The sequence below is a fragment of the Chryseobacterium sp. NRRL B-14798 genome (assembly GCF_050470705.1).
In the GTDB taxonomy this organism is placed as follows: Bacteria; Bacteroidota; Bacteroidia; order Flavobacteriales; family Weeksellaceae; genus Chryseobacterium; species Chryseobacterium cupriresistens.
The window spans coordinates 2402036-2426360 of sequence record NZ_JBFLUL010000005.1 but is presented as its reverse complement, the minus strand read 5'-3'; the positions used below and the strand labels follow the sequence as shown (position 1 = coordinate 2426360).

20 protein-coding genes are annotated in these 24325 nt (G+C 36.2%); 2 read left to right on the top strand and 18 right to left on the bottom strand.

Features of this window, described 5'->3' with window-relative positions:
• Positions 1–55 precede the first annotated feature (55 nt).
• The 5 genes from uvrA to AB1278_RS11335 all read right to left on the bottom strand — a co-directional run bounded on the left by uvrA (position 56) and on the right by AB1278_RS11335 (position 8067).
• On the bottom strand, positions 56–2887 hold the full coding sequence (uvrA, locus tag AB1278_RS11355) for an excinuclease ABC subunit UvrA (RefSeq protein ID WP_137904926.1): 2832 nt from the start codon (positions 2885–2887) through the stop codon (positions 56–58).
• 289 nt (positions 2888–3176) lie between these two features.
• Positions 3177–4064: a class A beta-lactamase, subclass A2 gene (bla, locus tag AB1278_RS11350; RefSeq protein WP_429814345.1), complete on the bottom strand. Its 888-nt coding sequence runs from the start codon at positions 4062–4064 to the stop codon at positions 3177–3179.
• An 84-nt stretch (positions 4065–4148) separates the two neighbouring features.
• Positions 4149–6032 (bottom strand): type VI secretion system baseplate subunit TssF, encoded by a 1884-nt coding sequence (locus tag AB1278_RS11345; protein ID WP_202840665.1) that lies wholly within the window; start codon positions 6030–6032, stop codon positions 4149–4151.
• A gap of 24 nt (positions 6033–6056) precedes the next feature.
• Positions 6057–6497 (bottom strand): GPW/gp25 family protein, encoded by a 441-nt coding sequence (locus AB1278_RS11340; protein WP_002979175.1) that lies wholly within the window; start codon positions 6495–6497, stop codon positions 6057–6059.
• A 157-nt stretch (positions 6498–6654) separates the two neighbouring features.
• Positions 6655–8067, bottom strand: a complete 1413-nt coding sequence (locus tag AB1278_RS11335; protein WP_429814341.1) for an APC family permease — start codon at positions 8065–8067, stop codon at positions 6655–6657.
• A gap of 142 nt (positions 8068–8209) precedes the next feature.
• On the opposite strand from AB1278_RS11335, the gene AB1278_RS11330 reads away from it, so the two are divergent.
• The gene (locus AB1278_RS11330) at positions 8210–8707 is read left to right on the top strand and encodes a DUF4920 domain-containing protein (protein WP_202840669.1); all 498 of its coding nucleotides are present in this window, start codon (positions 8210–8212) and stop codon (positions 8705–8707) included.
• A gap of 207 nt (positions 8708–8914) precedes the next feature.
• On the opposite strand, the gene AB1278_RS11325 is transcribed toward AB1278_RS11330, so the two are convergent.
• The gene (locus AB1278_RS11325) at positions 8915–10024 is read right to left on the bottom strand and encodes a M14 family zinc carboxypeptidase (RefSeq protein ID WP_343642692.1); all 1110 of its coding nucleotides are present in this window, start codon (positions 10022–10024) and stop codon (positions 8915–8917) included.
• 969 nt (positions 10025–10993) lie between these two features.
• Here AB1278_RS11325 and AB1278_RS11320 point away from each other — a divergent pair.
• Positions 10994–11530 carry a helix-turn-helix transcriptional regulator gene (locus tag AB1278_RS11320; protein WP_411413095.1) on the top strand — a complete coding sequence of 179 codons (537 nt, stop codon included), beginning with the start codon at positions 10994–10996 and terminating at the stop codon, positions 11528–11530.
• A gap of 465 nt (positions 11531–11995) precedes the next feature.
• Here AB1278_RS11320 and AB1278_RS11315 read toward each other — a convergent pair whose 3' ends face one another.
• The 12 genes from AB1278_RS11315 to AB1278_RS11260 form a co-directional block, all read right to left on the bottom strand.
• A complete protein-coding gene (locus AB1278_RS11315) occupies positions 11996–13162 on the bottom strand; it encodes a proline dehydrogenase family protein (RefSeq protein WP_411413094.1) in 1167 nt (388 codons plus the stop codon).
• Positions 13163–13225: 63 nt separating this feature from the next.
• Positions 13226–14155, bottom strand: coding sequence for a UbiA family prenyltransferase (locus AB1278_RS11310; protein ID WP_202840673.1), 930 nt, complete (start codon positions 14153–14155; stop codon positions 13226–13228).
• Positions 14156–14165: 10 nt separating this feature from the next.
• Positions 14166–15092, bottom strand: coding sequence for a mevalonate kinase family protein (locus AB1278_RS11305; RefSeq protein WP_110010249.1), 927 nt, complete (start codon positions 15090–15092; stop codon positions 14166–14168).
• A 202-nt stretch (positions 15093–15294) separates the two neighbouring features.
• Complete coding sequence (locus AB1278_RS11300; protein WP_202840676.1) at positions 15295–16785, bottom strand: MFS transporter; 1491 nt, start codon at positions 16783–16785, stop codon at positions 15295–15297.
• Between the two features lie 294 nt (positions 16786–17079).
• Positions 17080–18258, bottom strand: coding sequence for an acetyl-CoA C-acyltransferase (locus AB1278_RS11295; RefSeq protein ID WP_202840678.1), 1179 nt, complete (start codon positions 18256–18258; stop codon positions 17080–17082).
• Positions 18259–18315: 57 nt separating this feature from the next.
• Positions 18316–18726, bottom strand: a complete 411-nt coding sequence (locus AB1278_RS11290) for a hypothetical protein (protein WP_202840680.1) — start codon at positions 18724–18726, stop codon at positions 18316–18318.
• Position 18727: 1 nt separating this feature from the next.
• Positions 18728–19132 (bottom strand): hypothetical protein, encoded by a 405-nt coding sequence (locus AB1278_RS11285; protein WP_202840682.1) that lies wholly within the window; start codon positions 19130–19132, stop codon positions 18728–18730.
• Between the two features lie 299 nt (positions 19133–19431).
• Complete coding sequence (locus AB1278_RS11280; RefSeq protein ID WP_202840686.1) at positions 19432–20814, bottom strand: nucleoside permease; 1383 nt, start codon at positions 20812–20814, stop codon at positions 19432–19434.
• A gap of 22 nt (positions 20815–20836) precedes the next feature.
• Positions 20837–21436, bottom strand: coding sequence for a bifunctional nuclease family protein (locus AB1278_RS11275; RefSeq protein WP_330746550.1), 600 nt, complete (start codon positions 21434–21436; stop codon positions 20837–20839).
• A gap of 190 nt (positions 21437–21626) precedes the next feature.
• Positions 21627–22574 (bottom strand): electron transfer flavoprotein subunit alpha/FixB family protein, encoded by a 948-nt coding sequence (locus AB1278_RS11270; RefSeq protein ID WP_395973760.1) that lies wholly within the window; start codon positions 22572–22574, stop codon positions 21627–21629.
• Between the two features lie 40 nt (positions 22575–22614).
• Positions 22615–23361, bottom strand: a complete 747-nt coding sequence (locus AB1278_RS11265) for an electron transfer flavoprotein subunit beta/FixA family protein (RefSeq protein ID WP_047429867.1) — start codon at positions 23359–23361, stop codon at positions 22615–22617.
• Between the two features lie 199 nt (positions 23362–23560).
• Positions 23561–24268 (bottom strand): SDR family oxidoreductase, encoded by a 708-nt coding sequence (locus AB1278_RS11260; RefSeq protein WP_202840690.1) that lies wholly within the window; start codon positions 24266–24268, stop codon positions 23561–23563.
• Positions 24269–24325: the final 57 nt, after the last annotated feature.

Sequence of the window (24325 nt, the reverse complement as noted above, 5' to 3'; positions counted from 1 at the left end):
TAAATAAAAAAACCACAATTTTCATTGTGGTTTTCCGTAATATAAATTTATAATTCTATTCTAATTCCCTCTTCAAGAACTTCCCTGTCAAGCTCTTCTTAGACTTCACAATTTCCTCAGGAGTTCCCTGTGCAACGATCTGTCCGCCATGTTTTCCTCCTTCCGGTCCTACGTCGATAATATGGTCTGCTAATTTGATGACATCCATATTATGTTCAATGATGATGAATGAGTTTCCGAGTTCTACCAACTGATTGATGGCATCCATCAGGATTTTTACGTCTTCAAAATGAAGTCCTGTTGTTGGTTCATCAAGGATATAAAGGGTATTTCCGGTTTGTCTTTTTGCTAATTCAGTTGCTAGCTTGATACGTTGCGCTTCACCTCCCGAAAGGGTTGTCGACTGCTGTCCAAGGGTAATATACCCTAAACCTACATCCTGTAATGTTTTCACTTTCGCGAAGATTTTAGGAATCGGCTGGAAGAAATCTACCGCTTCATCAATCGTCATATCCAATACGTCAGAAATTGATTTTCCTTTGTAACGGACTTCCAGCGTTTCTCTGTTGAAACGTTTTCCGTTGCAGGTTTCACAGTGCACGTATACATCCGGAAGGAAGTTCATTTCAATCACTTTCAATCCTCCGCCCTGACAGGTTTCGCATCTTCCGCCTTTTACATTGAAAGAGAATCTTCCCGGTTTATATCCACGGATTTTACTTTCCGGCAGCTCTGCAAAAAGGTTTCTGATATCGGTAAACATTCCGGTATACGTTGCAGGATTCGAACGTGGCGTTCTTCCGATTGGTGTCTGGTCTACGTCTACAATTTTATCAATATTCTCTAATCCTTCAATTTTCTTGTAAGGTAAAGGTTCCTGAACCGCTCTGTAGAAATGTTTGTTAAGGATCGGATATAATGTTCCGTTAATCAGAGAAGATTTTCCGCTTCCTGAAATTCCGGTTACTACCACCAGTTTTCCAAGAGGAATATCCAGGGTTACGTTTTTAAGATTGTTCCCTGTAGCGCCTTTTAAAACAATATTTTTACCGCTTCCTGCTCTTCTTTCTGCCGGAATTTCTATTTTTCTTTTTCCATTAATATACTGAGCCGTGATGGTATCAGCTTTCAAAAGATCTTTTGGTTTTCCCTGCCAAAGAATCTCTCCTCCGAATTTTCCTGCTCTCGGACCAATATCCAGCACCTCATCGGCTTCCAGGATCATGTCTTTATCATGTTCTACCACCAATACAGAGTTTCCGATATCCCTCAGGTTTTTCAGAGAATGGATCAGTCTTTCATTATCTCTCTGGTGAAGCCCGATACTTGGTTCATCAAGAATATACAATACATTCACCAGCTGAGATCCGATCTGTGTTGCCAGACGGATTCTCTGCGATTCTCCTCCGGAAAGTGTTTTTGAACTTCTGCTCAAACTTAAATAATCCAATCCTACATCCAGCAAAAACTGAAGTCTGGTTTCAATTTCTTTTAAGATCTCGTGAGCAATGATTTTATTCTTTTCTGAGAATTTATCTTTAACATCGGCTAACCAGTCTTTTAAATCTGCTAAGCTTAAAGCATTGACCTCTGCAATGTTTTTTCCATCAATTTTAAAACTTAAACTTGAAGGCTGAAGGCGGGTGCCATGACATTCAGGGCATATTTCTTCTGTAGTAAAATGTCTTTCCAATAAAACAGCTTCATAGGAATCTCTATCATCAATAATTTCTTCCATGAAAGCGATCAAACCATCGAAACCTATTTTTATTTTCTTGGTAATTCCTGCGTATTTCAGGTCTTTATTAAATTCTTTATGACATCCGTTGTAGATATAATCCAGTGCTTCTTCCGGAATATCCTGCAATGGAGTGGTTAACCCCAGCCCAAAGATTTCAAGAATATTTTTGATCTGTGACAGGATCCATTTGTTGGACTTGATATCTTCCAACGGCAGTAATCCTCCCTGATTGATAGATAGTTTCGGATTGTCTATAAAGTAATCGGTATTGATCTTTTTAATGGTTCCCAAGCCTTTACAATTCGGGCAGCTTCCTTTTGGAGAGTTGAATGAGAAGGTATTGGGTTCCGGCAGCGCCAGAGAGTGTCCGGTTTCAGCATCCATCAGGTTTTTGGAAAAATATTCGATATCTGTACTTCCCAGTTTCTGAATTCCTATGATTCCTTCTCCCATTTCCATTGCGGTACGCAATGATTTTTCCATTCTGCTTTCCGAAGCATTCTCCCCGATAATCCAACGGTCGATCACAATGTCGATGTCGTGGGTTTTATAACGATCAAGTTTTAAATCATATTCAATATCCTGCAGCTCACCATCAATTCTTGCCTGCCCATAACCTTTTTTGGCCATCTGAACAAAAAGTTCATGATAATGTCCTTTTCTGGAACGTACCACGGGCGCCAAAAGCATGATTTTCTCTTTTTTATAATTTTCTTTGATGGTTTCAAGGATCTGATCTTCAGTATAGCTTACCAACTTCTGCCCTGTAGACAAAGAGTACGCATCTGAAACTCTGGCATACAATAGACGCAGAAAGTCGTACAGCTCGGTAACTGTTCCTACGGTAGAACGAGGGTTTTTATTGGTTGTTTTCTGCTCAATGGCAATAACCGGAGAAAGACCTTCGATTTTATCTACATCGGGACGCTCCAGTCCGCCCAGAAACTGGCGTGCATAGGCAGAAAAAGTTTCGATATAACGACGCTGGCCTTCTGCAAAAATAGTATCAAAAGCCAACGACGATTTTCCACTTCCGGAAAGGCCGGTAATCACGACCAATTCATTACGTGGAATTTTTACATTAATATTTTTCAGGTTGTGTTCACGTGCTCCGTAAACTTCTATATATTCTGTTGATTTGCTCATAATTTGGAGTGACTTTGCCTGAAAATCACAACGTGCAAAAATACGAAATTTTATAGACTTTTTTTGAATATAAATGGGATAAAAGTTTCATAAAAAATTCTTAGGTTTTGTTAAGACACTGAATCCGATGTTATTGAATTTTTCCGGAATGATTTTATATTTTTCACATCATTATCTTTGGGCTGAAGCCAATGGAAGCTCATTTATTAAAAAACAGGCTAAAGCCCGTTTCTATTGATATGATAAAATATATTGAGATTAAAAAGGGTATAATCATAATTACAAATTTTCATTTGCACGTATAGTATTCCCAGACAGCGTGACTGATATCTGAGATGATTTTTTCCGTATCTGCCATTTCTTCTTTAATATTTTTAAGATAAATGGATAAAATCACATGTTTTCCATTTGGAAGTTTTATAATTCCTACATCATTCATTGCAGCGCGTAGATTATTTTCATTTCTTCCGGAAATTCCTGTTCGGTGGGCCAATTCTGTACCTACAGGCAATCCCGCTTTCATCCAGTTAAGCCCTCTTGAAGTTTCTACCATCACCTGATACAGGTATTTTGTAGTTTCTTTTTTCAACACTTTTCCTTTATAGAATTTTTCTATAAGTTCTGTGGTTGCCAAAGGCGTTGTTGTATTCAGATAACATTTTTCAAACGAGGACATTTCCTTCTCATTTACTTTTATGGTAAAATCTTTAATCCCCTGCTGATTAATAAATTTCTGTACTGTCTCCGTTCCGCCAATGATGTTCAATAAAATGTCACAACCATTGTTATCACTGTGGGAAACGGTATATCTTAATAACTGATCTAAGGTAAGATACATATTCCCCTGAGGATATTCTTCCCGGATCGGACTCCAGGTTTCTGGTAGCAGATCTTCTTTTTTGATGAAAAACTTTTGATCCAGTTTTAATATACCTTCGTCAACCCGGTTTAAAACAGCTAAGGCAATGTGAAATTTGAAAACACTCAACATTGGAGTTTCTTTATTTCCGTTGATGCTCAGTGTATCTTTATCTTCTATTCCTTTTAAAGATATTCCAACAGTTGCATTTTTTGTAGAGATTATCTGATTAATTTTATTTTTCAGATCTTTAATAGTCTGGCTTTTTAAATGAGCACCAAAGAGGAGGAGAAGTATTAAAAGTGATATTTTTTTCATTGAATTCTGATCTTATTCTGAACATTACATTAAAAATGCCGTAGCGGGTACGGCATTTATTTTTTTAACTTATTTTTATAAGAACTACATATCCTGGAAATCAACATCTTCATTGGTAATCCTTACGATATATTCGATTCCATCAATGGCTTTGGCAATAATCTGATTCCTGATAATATTGGCCATATTTTCCCAATAGGCTCTTCCGTAGAAAGAATAGTTCTGCGGAATGATTTCTACCTCAACAGTTCTTACAAAACCTTCTTTTGGTTTGTTGCTGATCATCGTTCCTCTTCTTACCCTTACTTCTCTTACTTCATCTTTCAGAATCATGCGGCAGTAGTTTTTAACGTCTTCCAAAGAAATGATCTTATCTCTGGTTGTCAGGGCATATTTATACGCCTGAATACTATCCGTTCCTTTTTGTTCTTCGGCTCCTCCCAATGTTTCGGTAAGCAGTACCACAGTCTGAGATTTCAGCTGGTTGGAAAGTTCAGTTCCCGGACGCATATGATTGGCCAGCGTACAGTGTGTAATCCAAAAAGAAGCGTAGGTATGATCGGTTTTTTCTACCGGTTCCATGATCACGTAATTCAGCTCCTGTCTGATATTCCTTTTGGCATTGTTTACTTTCTGCACCATGGATTTCATTTTGTCAGACATTTCACTTAAGACTCCTTTTACATTATCTCTGTTCAAAAGGGAAAATGCAGCAATTTCATCTCTTGTCAGTTCCAGAACATTGGCAATCATATCTACTGCATTTCGACTGGTAAAACGTTCCATTCCTCCCTTTCTTACAGTATATAATCCTTTTTTAAGATCATCGGCCGGAGTAAAAGGAATTTCAGTATATCTTCTGCCGTCACCATCCTGTACCTCATCCACATAAAGGAAATGCTCGCCTTCGTCTGTCACCAAAGGGATATTATTTCCCATGATATCAAGGCTGTATTCTGTTTTTTTCCAGCCTCTGTTATAGATTGGAAAAGCATTCAGCACAAATGAGAAATTATCCAGGATTTCTGCTGAAAACTGTGGTGGAAACTCAAACGTAAGCCACAGATAACTTTTAGTATCCAGGAATTTAGTAATTTCTTCTTTTCCGGCAAGAAAATCCAGGTTCTGTGGAAGCTGTCCCGGTTCTGAGAACAGACTTTGAGAGATTCCTGTTACTTCAATAAATTTATGACGATAGATACTTTTAATATCTTCAATCACCTTATTTCTGATGGATTGCTCTTTGAACATCTGTTCATAACCGTCATTCTGACTTTCTGTAAGATAACTTAATCCTTCTCTTACAAACAGAGGGTTACCATTGCTTGAAACCGTAATATACGGTAATAATTTATATACGAAATCAAGGTGCTCGAAAGCAGGATTGGAGCAGAATATGCTCAGGTATTTGGGAAAGTTTTCACTTACATATTTGCTTACATCTACCCCTATTGTGATTTTTCTGTAATCTTCAGGTCTTCCCTGAAATCTTGCAATAGGAATTTTGTTGAATCTGTCATCGATGCTGTAGCAGGTATTTCCTACAAACATGATTGAAGTGTGAACTTTATTGATTCTTACATTTCCCACCGGAGTAAAAGGAATGTTCAGCTGTTTGTCCGATTCCGATTTCACCGTGGAAGTCATCTGTTTACGGAAAAAGAATTCCGTGTGTTCCAATAAAATTTCAGAAGACTCATAAGGCTGTGTAAAAGCTACTGAATGAGCCGGAATAGGATGGGTATAAATGGACGGTGTAAGCAATTTTGCCAGTTTTTCCAATATACGGGCATTCACCGTCTGTATTTCATTATTCGCTTTGAAGACCTCTGTACTGAATGCGTCTATCAGCAGTTTTACAAAAGGATCTAAAGACTGCGGGCTTCTTAGTCCCCATACTTTAGTTGCATTCTGCAGCATTCTTGCTTTTACAGATTCTTTGGAATAAATATTCTGATCTAAATTCATAATTTTCTTTCGCTGTTAAAAATATTAATCAATAGACATCGGGCTTAGAAACAGTTCTGTTGAGAAGCTGAACCGTTCTCCTGTTTCTTCCATTTTTGCATTGATGGCAATTCTTACTTTCTTTTTAATTTCGGTGTGTTCTTTAGTATCGTAGCTGTGCTCTACAAATTGTATGTGAGCATCAATCTGCGGGTTCACGATTCTTGGTTCATATTCCTGAATCTGTCTTCTTAAGCTTTTGATAAAAACGCTTTCCCAGATGGCACTTGTAACTCCATTATCGAATTCAAGATTCCAGACATCGTTTCCATAGTTTTCATCATATCTGTTCTCCCCTTTTTTAGTGGTGATCAGCAGCATAATATTGTGGGCAATACTTTCGCCCATATCGCAGGTATCGATACTTCCGCCTTCGGTCATTAAAGTAGACGGTACGAAAGGCATTCTGTAATTTGGTGTATCCATAACTTATTGTTTTTACTTCATGGTCCTGTTCTAAAAACGAAATACCAAATTACACATTTTCGACAAATAATAATGATATACTTTAAAATATTATTCAAAAACAAGGGCCTTCAAACTGAATTGAAAGGCCCATGAATCTGTTATATTATTTTTTATATTAATTATCCACCTTTTTTCGATTGATAAAATAGTACACAGGAAGTCCCAGCAATACCAAAACAAAACCAGGCCATGTATATTGCTGCTTGTAAATAAGCAACAGGATACAGAAACATGTTCCTATGACAAGATAAATAACCGGCGTTACAGGATAAAGCCATGTTTTATAAGGTCTCTCCAGTTCCGGCTGTTTGATTCTTAAATAAATAACTCCAAAAACCGTAATCATATAGAAAAGAACGATCACGAAAGAGATCATATCCAGCAAATTTCCATACTGCCCGCTCAGACACAAAATGGAAGCCCAGACTCCCTGCATCCACAATGCATTTTCAGGAACTTCATTTTTATTATTTTTTACTGCTGACTTAAAGAACATGCCGTCTTTGGCCATCGTCTGAAAAACTCTTGCTCCCGCCAGAATCAATCCGTTATTACATCCAAATGTAGAAATCATTACTAATAAGGCAATGATGATAGTTCCTGCACTTCCAAATATATTCTGGGATGCCGCTACCGCTACTCTGTCATTAGCAGCAAATGCAATTCCATCTCTGTCCAGAGCATTTAAGTAGACATAGTTTACAGCGATGTAAAGGATCATTACAGCAGAAGTCCCATAAATCATTGATTTGACTACATTCTTTTTAGGATTTTCAATCTCCCCGGAAACAAATGTTACACTTTCCCACGCAACGGAACTGAAAACAGAGCCTACCATGGCAGCAGCAATTCCGCCTAGAAGAGTCATTCCTCCAATCGGTTCCCAGCCTTCTTTAAGGAAATTCCCGCTCAAATCTTTTTTAAGGTTATTGAAAGAATCTGTTCCCCAGCTAAAGTTTTCTGCTAAATGAGAAATGTCTACTAAAATAAAACCAGCCGCAATCAGCCCAAGTAATGCAATAATTTTGGAACCGGTAAAGATATTCTGAAGGATTTTTCCGCTTTCTACACCTCTGGTATTGATATAGGTGAGCAAAATAATGACAGCAATGGCAAGAATCTGTATCCAGGTAATTTTAAATTCACCACTCTGGAAAATAGGAGCAGCATCGTTTAATGACGGAATCAGATAAGCGGTAAATTTCCCAAAAGCCATTGCCACCGCAGCAATAGTTCCGGTTTGTATCACCGTAAACAATCCCCATCCGTAAAGAAATCCCATTTTTTTTCCGAAAATCTCTTTCAGGTAAGTATATTGCCCTCCGGCCTTCGGAAACAGTGCAGACAGTTCTCCATAGCTTATGGCTGCAGCTACTGTCATCACTCCTGTAATTACCCATACGATAATCAACCAAAACCCGGATCCCAGGTTTCGCATCATGTCAGCACTTACAATAAAGATCCCGCTTCCGATCATCGATCCCATCACAAGCATGATGGCATCCCATAGTTTCAGTTTTTTTTCCATAGTCAAGTATAGAGGTCAAATATAATCAAATCTGTCTTTGATTTTCAAATTTGTTGAAAATTCATTGAAATACCTGTTTTTTGTTATTTTTTATTCCTTTATGATTCAATTTTAATTAGTATTTTTGAGAAAAATATTAAACATGAAATTTAAAGCAATATTATTGGGTGCAGCTTTAACAGCTTCTTCATTAGCTTTTGCTCAATCCGGACCACCGGAAGGAAAAGCGTTGGTAGGTGATACTTACGGAGATCAGGTAACTTCATCCGCTGAATCCAAAGCGATCACCGCAGATAAATTGAATAAACAGCTTAAAAAAGATAACAAAAAAGTTGAGAATGTTTCCGTTAAGGGAAAAGTAACAGACGTATGTGACAAAAAAGGCTGCTGGCTAACGATCCAGACAGAAGATAATTCTAAGTTTTTTGTAAAAATGAAAGATTACGCTTTCTTTGTACCTACCGCATTAAAAGGGAAAAATGTTGTATTGGAGGGGAACGCAGAAAGAAAAGTAACTTCTGTAAATGAACAGAAACATTACGCGGAAGATGCTAAAAAGCCTCAGTCTGAAATTGATGCTATCACTCAGCCCAAAGAAGAAATCAGATTTGTAGCGAATGGAATTAAAGTGGTTAACTAATCTTTAGAGGAATCGACATTCTAAAATTAAGTTTTGGCTAAAGCCGGATGAATATTCATTAAAGTAAATGGGCTAAAGCCCATTCCTATTGAATAACATTATAATTGAGTGGATAGCCCATTTGAATTTTGGAAATTAGTTATATAAAAAGTTTCGGCAGCCCTTCAGGCTGCCGAAACTTTTTATATGGGAGATATTTAAAGTCTTTTAATCTTCTATTTTAAAATCCACAACTGCGTCCAGTTTGGGATATTTAGTTGCAGAAATAAATTTCTTTCCGGTACAGTCTATTTCCAGCCAGCCCTTTTTTTGTTTCACATCTCCGGCTTCCATTACGAAAGGAATAAATGAGATGTCACTTTTCCCATCTTCTTTGATTTCCCTGTACTGAACTGCAATATCAAGAATACATTCATGCTCTGTATTCAGCTTTACATTTCTGTAAATCAAGTCATAATGAGTTTCCTGGTTCTCAGGGATTTCAAGGTAAGTTTCCCAGCCTGTAGTATCAGAGTTAAGTTCACTGATTGCTTTCAAAGCATAATAAAGAGCAATTGTATAGTATTTTCTTGTTCCTGTCCGGGTATAATCTTCTACAAAGTGCCCGCCTTCAAATAAGATGGTTGGCATCCCTGCTTTGATAAAGTTATCTCCGGTAGAAGTCGGATAAAATTCATCAGAATATCTCCCGATCTGGTTAGGGATCATTTCTTTTAAGTGGTTGTATATACTTCCAATGACTGCCATACATTTCTTTCTGTTTTCGGTAACCGTCCGTTCTACGTTTTCCGAAGGAGCCAAAAAGGAAAGCGTAGCAGGATGAATACCATCAGTGGTAAAAATGGTTCTCTGCTCATGAAGATTTAAAGCATAATCATATTTTTTGGAAGCTGCTGCTTTTTTCAGGAATTTAATCTCCTTACTTGCTTCGTTATGAAAATCTCTGTTCAGGTCAATATCGGCAGCATTCAGTCTGGTCCATCTTTCGGATCCGTCCGGATTCAGCATGAATATAAAATCAAGTGTTATTTTACTGAATAAGTCCTCCTTCATTTCCGGAGCTTTATCAAGGCTTACCAAAAGGTCAAGCATAGCATGAGTGGCATTAGATTCATTTCCGTGCATTTGTGACCAGGCCAATACCTGAATGTTTCCGGTTCCGATACTTAACTGATAAATCGGTTTATCTAAATAGGATGTTCCGATCTCGTGAATATAATCGCTGAGATTGGCCTGTAGATAAGAAAATAATTTTTCAGGGGAAATATAGCGATTTGAGAAATCGGGGTTTTGAGAATAGATCTGTTCAAAATTCATTGTAGGAATAGTTTACAAGAATCAAATTTAGCCATTTTTAGCCAAAAACTTAAATTAACATTTGTAAATATTAGCAAAATTCACGAATTTACATTTGACATCTGTTCTGAAAATTGTTTACAAGATTTAAATTATTCAAATTGAGAGTTATAAAAATAAATTGACAATTGTAATATTATTAAACAGCACTGGAGGACAATTTGTCTGTGGATAAAATTGTGGATTGCGAATAATTTAATATGACATATTTAAAATATTAAAAGTCAGTACTTTATAAAGTTTAATTCAACTGTATTTATAACCGTACTTTAAGTGTAAAAATAGAGTGTTTTTGCTATTTGAGGGTTATTTTGCTAAACATAAAAATTGTGGAAAACCAAGTTGCTTAGTAGTGTATACATATGTAAAACAACAGAAAAATCAAATGGATGTCTGAAAATTATTCAAATAATACTTTTATCAGGAGTTTTAATCTTTGATAAAATGAGTTGCTTAACAGGAACAGTATTTTCCCCTCAATTTGGCCAAATATGAGCCTAAAATAGTATATTTACATCAGTAATTTACTACTGTAACTCTATTAAAATTGCTTTTATATGTGTTTTATAAGGTATTTATCGATAATCTTATTTCCGGAAACGATTTAAGTAGTTTAATAATGTATATTCTGTTTTTAAAGATATTTAATGGATAAAATAGCTCCATCGATCGGTTTAATTTACATTTTTAAACCAGTTTTTTTAAAGAACAGTAGTCTTTTACCAGATCGAAACTATCTGTCTACAGCTGTAATGGTAGATTCATCTGATAAGTAAATACAATTGTAATTTACATATAATGATTTGATTTTAAAACAATTAAAACTTTGTTACAAATGTATACAAAAGTAATTTCAAATTATTTACATTTGTATTTTGCATTTGTAAATTATATATGTTACATTTGTAAAATAATTAAAGGCTTATTTTTATGAGTTTAAATGAAAGAATTTCCAAAATTATAGAGTATTCTCGTCTTACTCCTTCCGAGTTTGCTGATGAAATTGATGTGCAGCGTTCGTCCATTTCACATATCACGTCAGGAAGAAACAAACCTTCTCTTGAGTTTATCATAAAAATAAAATCCCGTTTCCCGGAACTTCTATGGGACTGGCTGGTTACGGGTGAAGGTGAAATGCTAAAATCCCAGCTGCCCGAATCAGAAATTAAAGAAGAATATACGGAAGAGGAGAAAATAAAAACAACTCCACTACCCGATCTTTTTACCATGATGAATGACGATGATGAATTCGGAAGTGATGAAACGGAAGCGGAACCTTCAATATCAAGTCCTGGAGAATCGTTTATACCAGCCCATGATAAAGCTCCGGAAAAAATATCGGATTCTCAGCGATTAGAAAATTCGGGTGATCATATTTTAGGACAACTATTTGGTAATCAACAAAGTAAGATAAAACGAATTGTTCTGTTCTACGAAAACGGAAAATTTGAAAGTTTTGAGCCTTAAAAAACCTGATCAAGGAAAATGATCAGGTTAAAAAAATATTTGAAGAAGAAAACTAAAGCTATTGCTTTATTTTATTTTAAAAAAATTTTCACGGATACAAGCTGATAGAATTTTTATCTTTTATGATCATCTGATCCCCTATTATATTTTTATAATTTAGTTTTAATAAGAGTGATTAGTGTATTGGAGAGTTATTCTCAGAGGACAGAAGTGTACTAGTAAATGAAGATAGTGTTTTATGTTTTTTTATAGTTTTATCAAATATAACTATTTAAAATCAAATCAACAATAAAAATCGAATTATTTTACACTATAACCAACGCATCTTACTATTATATTCATTATCATTAATTCACTGTTCCATTCCGTCTTTTAATTCCAATAAAAAAGACCTGCAAAACTGCAGGCCCTATATATATTGTGGACAATACTATTATTTCTTTATATATATTGTGGACAATACTATTATTTCTTTCTTCTTTCCAATTCTTTTTTGATCAGTCCAAGCTCTCTTCCGGTTTGTCCGGCCACAGAGGTGTTTTCCTGGGCTCTTCTAGTTAAATAAGGGACAACATCCTTTACAGGTCCGTATGGAAGATATTTAGCCACATTATAGCCTTTATCTGACAGATAGAAAGTGATATTATCGCTCATCCCGTAAAGCTGTCCGAAATAAATGTGCGGATTGCTGTTTTCCAGAGATTTTGCTTTCATTTTATCCATAATCAGCTCAGAAGAGATTTCATTATGGGTTCCAAAGAATGCTGACACTTTATCCAGATGATCCATTACAAAGTCAATTCCTGCATTATAATTTTTATCTGAAGCCTCTTTTGTCGGCTGAATAGGATCTGCGTATCCTTTTTCTGCTGCTCTGGCTCTTTCTTTTTCCATGTAAGCACCACGAACGATTTTATAACCGATGAAGTAATTTTTCTCTCTTGCTCTCTGAAGATGTGCCTCCATATACTCCAGTCTTCCGGTTCTGTACATCTGGATGGTATTCCAAACTATAGGTTTCTGCTGGTTATATTTCTCCATCATTTCTTCACAAAGATGGTCTGCTGCGTCCTGCATCCAGGTTTCTTCAGCATCTACCATTACTTTTTTATCATGTTCATGGCAAAGACTGCATACTTCATCAAATCTTTTTACCACTCTTTCCCATTCTTCTTTCTGGCTGGTAGTAAGCTCAGCTCCTTTTCCAACAGCTTCATAAAGATCAATTCTTCCGAATGCGGTAGGTTTAAATACAATAAAAGGAATCGCCGGATTTCCTACTGAGAATCTTACAATGTCCTTGATTTCTTTGCAAACCGCATCAAAAGTTTCTTCATCTTCTTTCCCTTCAATGGAATAATCAAAAATACTCCCAACTCCCCTTTTAAACAGCTGTTTTACAACTTTCATGCTTTCTTCACGGGTTTCACCACCGCAGAACTGCTCAAATAAGGTATTTTTTACAATTCCGGTAACGAAAGGGAAATTGTTGTGTACTGTGAAATTCAGAACAGATGTTCCAAGGCTTGTAAGGGTGGGCTGTTCAATCATTTTAAACATCCAGTAAGCCTTTCTCAATTGTGCATCAGACTTGTCTGCAAATGCAATTTTAGTATCATTAAAAATGGGCATTCCTATTTATTAAATTTAGTTATGCAAAGGTAATAATAACCTCAGTTTATTTAAAGAATTTTTTTACAATTTATGCTCTATTCCGTTTAAAAGCATGGCGATGATTCCTACAAAAACCCAGAATCGTAATACATTCAATGTAAGAAAGTTACTTCTTCTGGAAGCATTTAAAAGAAGATATATGCATACAATCATGACAAAAAGCCCGCCGGCAAAATAATAAGCCATGAATCCGGTAGTGCTGGTTTTCGTAATAATATTCATTGAAACTGCCATGGTAACGATCAGTAAAGAAGTCAGAATAATTTTTGTATTTCTGCTTTTAAAATAATTGGGAATGGTAGTATATCCGAAAGCTTTATCCACACTTCTGGTAATCGTATCTTTCACAATATCAATACATAGCAGGATAAGGAATAGAAAAACAGCCATCAGAAAAACCTTTTTGGAAAAAGTTTCGTAATACACCATCATTCCAAAGAACGGATACAGCGTCAGACTGACAAAAGTAAGGTTGTTCAGGATCAGTATTCTGCTCAGTTTATGGCTGTAAAACCACATAAAGAACTGATAGACCAGAAAAAAAACAAATACATTATGAGAAATTATCCAGGCTACCCCTAGAGAAATTGCACTGAGTGCCAGGTAGGCATAGAGAAAATATTTTTGTTTGATGAAACTCTGAACCCTTGTTCTGAAGGGTTTTACTACATGATCTTTCTCCAGATCGTAAAATTGGTTGATGATACCACCTGCCAGAATCGTAAGGACAGTACAAAAAATAATCCCGTGTACTTTGAAATCGAAGACAAATTTTCTGAAAGATTCATCCTGATTGAACAGGAAAAAAGTAGAAACATAGAGAGCGAACGTCAGCAGAGCCGCTACAAAAAACCGTGCTCCGAGAAGAAAGCCCACGAATTGTGAAAATCTGTAAAATAGAGATTTTGATAAATAGTTTTTAGATTGGAAAGGTTCTTTTTCAGAATTCATTCCAATCTGTTTAAAATCTGTAAATCACTTCTTTTTGGAAGCCGTCAAGCATTTTTTCTGCTTTTGCATAGTCTTTGGTAAATCCTAAGATATAGCCGCCTCCACCACTACCGCACAGTTTCAGATAATAAGCGTTAGAATCCAGACCTTTTTTCCAGATGTTAAAAATACTTTCAGGGATCATAGGACGGAAATGTTCATAAGCCCAGTGAGAAAGCTTTTTAAGGTTTCTGAAGAATGGATTCATGTCTTTTTTAAGGAAAGATTCGATACATGCGTTGTTATAACGGATGAACTCTTCTTTCAGGGTTTTACGGAAACCTTCTGTTTTCATTTTTTCGAAGAAAATCTGAATCATAGGACCTGTTTCACCAGTCATTCCGGAATCTATCAGGAAAATAGCTCCTTTTCCTTCTTCCCCTTCAGGAATATTTACCCTGTCTAAATTCTCTTTATTTTCGATAAGGATTGGCAGATTCATATAACAGATCAGTGGATCCATTCCTGAACTTTTTCCATGGAAATAGCTTTCCATTTCACCAAAAACAGCTTTTAATTTTTTAAGATTATCTTTCGAAATGTTTTCAGGATTCAGCTTGCTGATTGAATATTTTTCAAAAATAGCAGCTACCAAAGCGCCGGAACTTCCCACTCCATACCCCTGAGGAATATTGGAATCAAAGAAAAGTCCGTTTGAAATATCATTTTTGAAGCTCTCGATATCCAGCTTAAAGTCGTCGGAAAGATCAAGTGCTGTAAGAAATTCAGAATATTTCTGCAAATGTCTGTTGGAATTAAGTTCGAAATCAGAACTCAAATCTGAGAATTTCAAAGTCCCTTTATAGAAGCTGTAAGGTACAACAAGCCCCTGGGAATCTTCAATCATTCCGTATTCTCCAAACAGGATTATTTTTGCATAAAATAAAGGATTGGTCATATTGACAATAAATCTTTTTGCAAAGTTAAAAATTATTCCGCTGAATATAAGCAAAACTCAGGCCGAATTGTCTTCTATTTTACTTTCTTTAGTTCTTCTATTAAAAATACGAAAAAAATATGATAAATAACTATAATTTCATAGATAAAATTCAATGAATTACCTTGACAAAAAAAGACGTTAAAAATAACGTCTTTCAATTTTATAATGTTTCTCTGTCTTTTCTCATTTTAACCTTCAGGAATCTGATTAAAACCAATCCTGCGGCGAAGAATATAGTCATGGACAATGCTGCAATACGCATATTATTGAAATGTTCGATCAATGTTGCAAAGATAAATGTTCCGATGATAATAGCAATTTTTTCCAACACATCATAGAAGCTGAAATAGGTTGTATTCTCCATTGAGTTCTCAGGCAGAAGTTTTGAATAGGTGGATCTGGACATTGCCTGAAGCCCTCCCATTACTAACCCTACTACTGCAGCAACTCCATAAAACTGGTATTCTACTGTTGGGTTTTCTTTGTTCAGGAAATAAGCCCAAAGACAAGCTACAATCCATAGGATGATCGCAATTGAAATAACATTTTTGTTACCAATTCTCTTTGATAACCGTGAGAAAATAACCGCTCCAATGATTGCTTCAATCTGAATCACCAAAAGAGTTCCGATCAGCTTATCCTGAGCAAGGTTAATTTCACTTTTTCCAAATAATGTAGCCATAAGGAAAATCGTCTGCATTCCTACACTGTAAAAGAAGAAGCTCGACAGGAAGAATTTCAGGTTTCTATCTTTGAAAAGCTCTCCTCCTACCTTAAACAGCTCGTGGAAACTTTCTTTTGCAATATCTTTATAGAAGCTCAGGTTATCTTTAAATACTTCAAAGAAGCCTCCCTGTTCTTCATGTTTTTTGAAGATATTCTTATAGTTCAGCAGTACTAAATCTTTAGGCAGTTTATCTTTCACATCCCCAAACTGAGGAAGGTGCTTGAATGTATATTGAGAAAAACCGAACCACCATGCTCCTGTCAGAAGGAAACTGATTCTTGTAAACAGCAGCTGCTGCGCGGCTCCTTTAGCAAAAACCTGAATCAGTACCAAACAGATCACCACCAAAACTACGGAACCGATGTATCCGTAAACATACCCTCTTGCAGAAAGCGCGTCCTGTCTGTCCGGTGTTGCAATATCCGGGAGGAAAGAGTTATAAAAAACTAAACTTCCCCAGAAACCGACACTGGCTGTAATGCTGAATAAAAGTCCCAGAAATACATTATGCATTCCCGTAAACATGGCCAATCCCATACAAGATGTTGCACCAAGATAGCAGAAAAACTGCAGGAAAGACTTTTTATTTCCAATCGTATCCGCTAATGAAGATAAAAATGGAGACAGCAATACTACGATAAAGAATGATATGGTAAGGGAATATCCATACACCGCATCTGGCTGATATTCTTCTCCAAAAATTTTGATCATATGTCTTACCGGAACATCAATCCATGTTTTTGTTTCTGCCACGTATTCTTTTTTCTCGTAAGCAGTAGTAAGGATAGAGTAATAAATGGGAAAAATGGTAGAGGTAATCACCAGGGAATAAACAGAATTTGCCCAGTCATATACAGCCCAGGCTTTCATAATTTTCGGATTATTCTTTATGTTTTTAGGCTGTCGATTCTCAGTTTCAGACATTTCAAATATATATTAGTAGCACAAAAATAGAAAAACTACGGAATATTCTACGGTTTTTAATATTATTTTGAAAATAATAATTGTAAAGTATTGAAATAACTCAGCAAAGTTTTAATCACATTTGATACCATCAAAGGTTAGACCGCATCTGTTGAAGGTATACAACCTCCTATATTTATGTAGATAAATTATCTGGCTGGAATTATAAAGTTCAGCCCTGTAACTAAAAAATCGGGGTTTAAAGACCCCGATTTTTATATTTTAAACCACAAAATGCGGTTATATACTTATCAATTATACGTTTTCAATCACAATTGCAGAAGCACCGCCACCACCATTACAGATAGCAGCAGCTCCGTATTTCGCATTATTTTGCTTCAATACGTTGATTAATGTAACGATGATTCTTGAACCTGAACTTCCCAGTGGATGTCCTAATGCTACAGCCCCTCCGTTTACGTTTACTTTAGCAGCATCCAGCCCTAAGATTTTGTTGTTTGCCAGTCCTACAACTGAGAAAGCTTCGTTGAATTCGAAGAAATCGATATCGGAAACTTCTAATCCTGCTTTTTTAAGCGCGATAGGTAACGCTTTTGCCGGAGCTGTTGTAAAGTTTTCAGGCTCCTGTGCTGCATCAGCATAAGAAACGATTTTTGCCAGAGGCTTCAATCCAAGTTCTTCCATTTTTTCTTTAGAAACAAGGATCAACGCAGAAGCTCCATCGTTCAGAGTAGATGCGTTTGCTGCTGTTACTGTTCCTTCTTCTTTTTTGAATACGGTAGGAAGTGTTGAAATTCTGTCAAAGTTTACTGCTTTGTATTCTTCATCTTCAGCAAAGATAACTGGTTCGCCTTTTCTCTGAGGAATAGAAACCGGTACAATTTCTTCGCTGAATTTACCTTCGCTCCAGGCTTTTGCAGATCTTTTATAAGATTCTACAGCGAAGTTATCCTGATCTTCTCTTGTGATATTATAGTCTGTAGCACATTTTTCTGCACATACTCCCATATGTACTTTGTTGTACACGTCTGTAAGTCCGTCAAGTACCATTCCGTCAAGCATTTTGATATCGCCTAATTTTATAGCAACTCTTGCATTGTAATAATGAGGAACTAAAGACATGTTTTCCATACCTCCTGCAACAATTACTTCTGCATCACCAGCTTTAATAGCCTGAGCTGCCATTGTTACAGCCTTCATTCCTGAAGCACAAACTTTATTGACTGTAGTAGAAGGTGTATTGATTGAAAGACCTGCTCCTAAAGCAACCTGACGAGCCGGCGCCTGGCCTTCCCCTGCCTGAAGAACATTTCCCATATAGATTTCCTGAACTTGATTAGGATCTAAACCGATTTTATCTAATGCTCCTTTTACAGCAGTTGCTCCCAGTTTTGTAGCCGGAACTGTTGATAAGCTTCCCATAAAACTCCCCATAGGCGTTCTTACTGCGGAAACAATGAATACTTCTTTCATGTATATAATTTTTATTTAGCTGAAACGGAATAAAAATCCCGTTTTTATAGTTAGAATTTATTTCACTTTTATGTATACCAGGTCAAATTGAGTCCCTTCAATTTTGGTATTCACTTTCAGAAGATTATCCTGAGTGGCGACTATTTTATTATTGAAGACATCTCCTATCTGTGCAGGATCATTTTTATCAGATTTCTCTATCACGATTGCTTTATAATTGCAGTCATCCACAAAAACCAATGTCGATTTGATATAATCTTTTCCATTATTGAAATATTCGGTTTGAACATTATCTTTAATGGTCATATGCCATATTGCTTCCGGATAATTGGGTCTTAGAAATTTTCCTTCTTTTATGTTAGTACATTTAGGCGGATTATCCGGTTTTTTCTGTTCTGTTGCCTGAGCATACACCTGTGCAGCTGTCATCAACAAAATTCCTGCTGAAAAATTTTTTAAAAAGTTCATATTATATTTGTGTTCTGTTATTTACTTTTTTATTTCCTCGTGCAAAAACCATCAGAAAAGCACCTGAAAACTCTACAGCCCAACCCCATTTCAATGTAACGATTCCTGCAAAAGTTTCCTGCCAGGATTTGAATGGTAAAAAGCTAAAGTATTGCAGCGACTGCATTTTCACAGCAACTAAGGTAAATCCGAATAGAAGAATAAGGAGAATACCAAAGAACCTTACAATTTTTGCACTATTGTTTACAATCCCAAAAACTGCACATGCGGAGAAAATCCAGCATGCGATAGCCAGATAATGATCAAGCTTCCAATAGTTCCAGTTCCCTATTACAGGTACATGTACCAAGGGTAGAAAACTACCTACAATTACTAACAGTAATCCTAATAACTGAATATTTTTCATATTTACTAAAGTGCCAAAATACAAAAAAAAACACACTTTTAAATAGGGTGTTTTAAAAATAGAAATTCCGCACCCGAACACTTGTTAGCCATAAAAAAAAATCGATATTTCTAATTATTATATAAAGAAAAATGAGATTTATTATCAAATTAAAAATTAACATTTACTGTTTCTATATCAATCTGAAGTCCATATTTTTCTCCGGCAAAGCATTATTTGATAAAAGGATATTTGAATAAAAAAAAATTGCATCTTTTTTCAAAAATGCAATTTAATATCTTAATATATATAAGGTCTAATTAATGTTTAACTGATGAAACATCTTCCGGGTTATGTTTATGCTTGAACAATACCGCAAAGAAAACAGCCAGTATTAATGCATAGATTGCGAAAGAAAGCCATATCTGCTGCCAGTCTTTTACCATCACCACAGAGGAAAGAGTTCCATCTGAATTCACAGCTGCGTTGAAACTCTTCTTTAAAATATCCAGGAATGTAGGATTATCAGGTGTCGTTTGCAGATAAGCAGAAAGATCTGAAGCCGTAGAAAACTTATGGGTAAAGAACTTATCAATAGCCCATCCTGCAGCATAACTTCCAAAAACAGCTCCAAAACCGTTCGTCATCATCATAAATAATCCCTGAGCTGAAGAACGTATCTTTTTATCGGTAGTTGTTTCCACAAAGAGTGATCCTGAGATATTGAAGAAATCAAAGGCCATTCCGTACACAATACATGAAAGAATGATCAATGAAAGTCCAAATCCGTCCGGTACCCCATAAGCAAAGAAACCGAATCTTAACACCCAGGCCAGCATAGACATCAGCATTACTTTTTTAATTCCGAATTTCTTCAGGAAGAAAGGAATTGCCAAAATAAACAGGGTTTCTGAAACTTGGGAAATTGACATAATGATGGTAGATCTCTGTACCACGAATGAGTCTGCATATTTAGGGAAATTAGCAAATTCACTTAAGAATACATCACCATAGGCATTGGTAAGCTGAAGCGCAGCACCCAAAAGCATTGAAAACATAAAGAATAATGCCATTTTATAGTTTCCGAAAAGCTTGAAAGCATTTAAGCCTAACTGTTCAGATAATGGAGAGTTTTTATCAATCAGCTTTTGTGGTGGGCATTTTGGAAGTGTAAGGGCATAAATTCCTAAGAAAATTGCTACAACACCTCCGATATAAAACTGACCTTCTGTTGCTTTATTTCCACTAAGGTTGGTGATCCACATGGCAACAATAAAACCAATAGTTCCCCATACACGAATCGGTGGAAAGTCTTTCACTACATCCAGATTGTTATTTTTCAGGATTGTATAAGAAATTGAATTGGCCAATGCGATGGTAGGCATGTAGAAACACATGGCTACAAGCATTACCGAAAAGAAGGAATTCGGATCTGCAGAATGAGGCAGTATAAAAAGAATAACCCCATAAAGAATGTGTAATACTGAAAATATACGCTCTGCATTTACCCAGCGGTCAGCGATAATTCCAGTAATGGTTGGCATAAAGATGGAAGCAATTCCCATTGTTCCGAACACAGCTCCAAACTGAGTTCCGTCCCAATGTTTTGTACCAAACCAGAAGTTTGCCATCGTAATCAGCCAGGCTCCCCAAACAAAAAACTGGAGAAAACTGAGGATGGTCAGTCGTAATTTTAAATTCATAGTTTATAAAAAAAGTATCTCTTTAGTCAATTTTCTTTTTCCTCCTCTTGATTTCTTCCTGGATTTCAAGGGCGGTATCATAGTCTTCTTCTTTAACGGCTTCATCCAATAATTTCTGAAGTTCTTCCATTGAAAGAGATTTTAAGTTATCTTCTGTCTGTACAGTTTCTGAGAAAGATTGATCTTCTTTTGAAACGTCTTCCAGTTCCAGTAGAATTCCTGCTTCGTTTAAAACCTGCTGCGTTGTAAATATAGGTGCATCAAATCTTACAGCCATTGCAACGGCATCAGAAGTTCTGGCATCTAGGATCAGTTCTTCGTCGGTTACTTTATTTTTAAAGTTGATATTGGAGAAGAAAACTCCGTCTACAATCTGGTAGATAATGACAGAAATCAGCTCATAATTGGCAGAAACTATAAATTTTGTAAATAAATCATGAGTAAGAGGACGCGGTGGATGAATATCTTTCTCCAATCCGAGAGAGATAGACTGAGCTTCGAAATTTCCTATAACAACAGGTAATTTTATGTGTGTTTCTTCATGCTCCAGTAACAATGCGTACGCCCCCGACTGGGTCTGGCTGTACGATATTCCGCGAATAATTAGCTGCTTATAATCCATAGCTACAAATATAGATTAATTTTTTGTTGTGTTTTCACTTTTTTACGCAAAAATAAAAGCCCGGAAAGCCGAGCTTTTATCTGTATTGTTGATGATTGTCAAACGTCAATAGTGAATTTTGCTTCGCAAGTGAATTATTTCATTAAAAAATTGACGAGCAAAGCGAATTGACTATTCACAATTTACTTTCTTATCCTTTTATTGCTTTAATTTTCTCTGTTAATGCAGGAATAATCTGGAAAGCATCTCCTACTACTCCGTAGTCAGCAGACTTGAAGAATGGTGCTTCAGGATCACTGTTGATTACCACGATAGTTTTTGAAGAGTTAACTCCCGCAAGGTGCTGAATCGCTCCTGAAATTCCTACTGCAACGTAAAGATTCGGAGAAATTGCTTTACCTGTTTGGCCTACGTGTTCTGTGTGAGGTCTCCATCCGATATCAGAAACCGGCTTGGAACATGCTGTAGCTGCTCCTAAAACGTTTGCTAACTCTTCAATCATTCCCCAGTTTTCAGGTCCTTTCATCCCTCTACCTGCAGAAACAACAATTTCAGCTTCTTTAAGGTCTAATTTACCAGAACTCTGCTCGTGAGAAATCACTTTAGTATCTTCATTGGCAACAGATAAGTTTTTCACTTCTTCTGAACCTGATACTGCATTTTCTTTAACACCGAAAGCGTTTTGAGAAACAGTAACGATTACTCCGTTTCCTTCTGCTTTTGCATGCATGAAACCTTTTCCTGAGAATGCTCTTCTTTTTACCTGGAAAGGAGAAAGGCTTTCTGGAGCTTCCAATGCATTGGTAATTAAAGAATAGTTCTTCATTACAGCAAGCATAGGAGCCACGGAAGAAGCGTCAGTAGTGTGAGGGAAAACGATAATATTTCCGTCTGCTACTTCACTTACAGCCTGTGCAAATGCTTTTGCTGAGAAATTTTTAAGACCTTCGTCTTTGATATTGATAACGTTTGATGCTCCATATTTGTATAATAAATCTGAAGAATCAGTTGGGTTTACAGAGATTGCCGTAACGGTATCTCCCGCTTTATCAGCAATAGCTTTAGCATAAGAAACTGCTTCGAAAGCTGCTTTTTTGTAAACTCCGTTTATATTTTCTGCGTATACGAATACTGCCATTGTTTTACATTTAAAATTTAAAGATTGAAAAATTTAAAGATTAGATTACTTTAGCTTCTTCGTGAAGTAATCTTACCAATTCATCCAGATTATCAGGAGAAACCATTTTCACAGCAGCTCTTGGCGGAACGCTGTCATAAGATACACCCTGAACTTTTACTTCTGAGGAAGAAGGCTCTACTACCTGCAAAGGTTTTGTTCTTGCAGACATAATTCCTCTCATATTTGGGATGATAAGATCTTTTTCATCTACCAATCCTTTCTGACCTGCAATAACTGCCGGTAATTTTACTGAAATAGTTTCTTTTCCTCCTTCAATTTCTCTTACTGCTGTAGCTTCACTTCCGTTAACGTCTAATCCTACAGAAGCGTTTACGAAAGGTTGGTTTAATAACTGAGCTACCATTCCCGGAACAGAACCTCCGTTATAATCGATCGATTCTTTTCCGCACAGGATAAGATCATATCCTCCGTTTTGAGCTACAGCTGCAATTTCTTTTGCTGTAGAATAGCTGTCTTTCGGGTCAAGATTTACTCTTACAGCATCGTTAGCTCCAATTGCCAAAGCTTTTCTGATTACAGGTTCTGTAGCAGCATCACCTACGTTGATTACCGTTACTGTTGCTCCCTGAGATTCCTGAAGTTTAACCGCTTTTGTCAACGCAAATTCGTCTAGAGGATTAATTACCCACTGAATTCCGTTTTTGTCGAAAGCAGATTTGTCTGCTGTAAAGTTAATTTTGGAAGTAGTATCCGGAACACTACTAATACAAACTAATATTTTCATATGTTGTTCTTAATTTTTTTATTGGTCATATGTAACCTTAAGGTTTCATGTGTGCTATTTTATTTTTTCCCTTTTGGCGCATAAAATCATGACAGTTTATGCAGAGATTTTGTTTGAATTAATTTTTGCTAATATAAATAAAAAATATATTATGCATGCATAATACTTATTAAATTATTATTCAATACATTAGATGTAGTTACTTCGCTGGTTTTGTTGCCCTAAACTCTATTTTACTCGGCAAAACCCTTGGGTTCATCTTTAAAATATCCAGTACAAGATTCCCCATATCTTCAGGCTGGATCTTCCAACTGTCCTTTTCAGACGGAATATTTCCATTAAAATGAGTGGCTACTGATCCAGGCATAATTACAGTAGATTTAATATTGTATTTTCTTAAATCGATCATGGCAGCCTGAGTGAAACCTACCACTCCGAATTTGGAAGCATTGTATCCAGTTCCGTTTTCAAAGAAATTGGCACCTGCAAGACTGGAAATGGTAATATAGTAGCCTTCTGTCTTTTTCAACTCTTCTACAGAGGCTTTTAAAGTATAGAAAACCCCTGTAAGATTGGTTTCTATCATATCATTCCATTCTGCTGCGGTAAGTTCATCTACGGGCTTAAAAATCCCTAATCCTGCATTAGCAATAACATAATCCAGCCTTCCGAACTTTTCAACGGTATATTTTACAGCTTCCTGTTCGCTTTCCAAGCTTCTTACATCAGAAACAATTCCCAAAACATTTTCTGAATATTGCTTAAGTTCTTCTTCCGCCTTCATCACATCTTCTCTTTTTCTTCCTGAAAATGCTACAGAAATACCATTTTCAAGTAAAATTTTCGCAATCCCGAAACCTATTCCTTTGGTTCCGCCTGTTATATAAGCTGTTTTATGATCTGACATATGATTAAAATTTTTAATTCTCTAAAATAACAAAAACGCTCCAATTGGAGCGTTTTG

Coding starts and splice junctions, on each gene's coding strand:
- uvrA (WP_137904926.1), bottom strand. CDS start 2,887: ATGAGCAAATCAACAGAATATATAGAAGTTTACGGAGCACGTGAACAC.
- bla (WP_429814345.1), bottom strand. CDS start 4,064: ATGAAAAAAATATCACTTTTAATACTTCTCCTCCTCTTTGGTGCTCAT.
- AB1278_RS11345 (WP_202840665.1), bottom strand. CDS start 6,032: ATGAATTTAGATCAGAATATTTATTCCAAAGAATCTGTAAAAGCAAGA.
- AB1278_RS11340 (WP_002979175.1), bottom strand. CDS start 6,497: ATGGATACACCAAATTACAGAATGCCTTTCGTACCGTCTACTTTAATG.
- AB1278_RS11335 (WP_429814341.1), bottom strand. CDS start 8,067: ATGGAAAAAAAACTGAAACTATGGGATGCCATCATGCTTGTGATGGGA.
- AB1278_RS11330 (WP_202840669.1), top strand. CDS start 8,210: ATGAAATTTAAAGCAATATTATTGGGTGCAGCTTTAACAGCTTCTTCA.
- AB1278_RS11325 (WP_343642692.1), bottom strand. CDS start 10,024: ATGAATTTTGAACAGATCTATTCTCAAAACCCCGATTTCTCAAATCGC.
- AB1278_RS11320 (WP_411413095.1), top strand. CDS start 10,994: ATGAGTTTAAATGAAAGAATTTCCAAAATTATAGAGTATTCTCGTCTT.
- AB1278_RS11315 (WP_411413094.1), bottom strand. CDS start 13,162: ATGCCCATTTTTAATGATACTAAAATTGCATTTGCAGACAAGTCTGAT.
- AB1278_RS11310 (WP_202840673.1), bottom strand. CDS start 14,155: ATGAATTCTGAAAAAGAACCTTTCCAATCTAAAAACTATTTATCAAAA.
- AB1278_RS11305 (WP_110010249.1), bottom strand. CDS start 15,092: ATGACCAATCCTTTATTTTATGCAAAAATAATCCTGTTTGGAGAATAC.
- AB1278_RS11300 (WP_202840676.1), bottom strand. CDS start 16,785: ATGTCTGAAACTGAGAATCGACAGCCTAAAAACATAAAGAATAATCCG.
- AB1278_RS11295 (WP_202840678.1), bottom strand. CDS start 18,258: ATGAAAGAAGTATTCATTGTTTCCGCAGTAAGAACGCCTATGGGGAGT.
- AB1278_RS11290 (WP_202840680.1), bottom strand. CDS start 18,726: ATGAACTTTTTAAAAAATTTTTCAGCAGGAATTTTGTTGATGACAGCT.
- AB1278_RS11285 (WP_202840682.1), bottom strand. CDS start 19,132: ATGAAAAATATTCAGTTATTAGGATTACTGTTAGTAATTGTAGGTAGT.
- AB1278_RS11280 (WP_202840686.1), bottom strand. CDS start 20,814: ATGAATTTAAAATTACGACTGACCATCCTCAGTTTTCTCCAGTTTTTT.
- AB1278_RS11275 (WP_330746550.1), bottom strand. CDS start 21,436: ATGGATTATAAGCAGCTAATTATTCGCGGAATATCGTACAGCCAGACC.
- AB1278_RS11270 (WP_395973760.1), bottom strand. CDS start 22,574: ATGGCAGTATTCGTATACGCAGAAAATATAAACGGAGTTTACAAAAAA.
- AB1278_RS11265 (WP_047429867.1), bottom strand. CDS start 23,361: ATGAAAATATTAGTTTGTATTAGTAGTGTTCCGGATACTACTTCCAAA.
- AB1278_RS11260 (WP_202840690.1), bottom strand. CDS start 24,268: ATGTCAGATCATAAAACAGCTTATATAACAGGCGGAACCAAAGGAATA.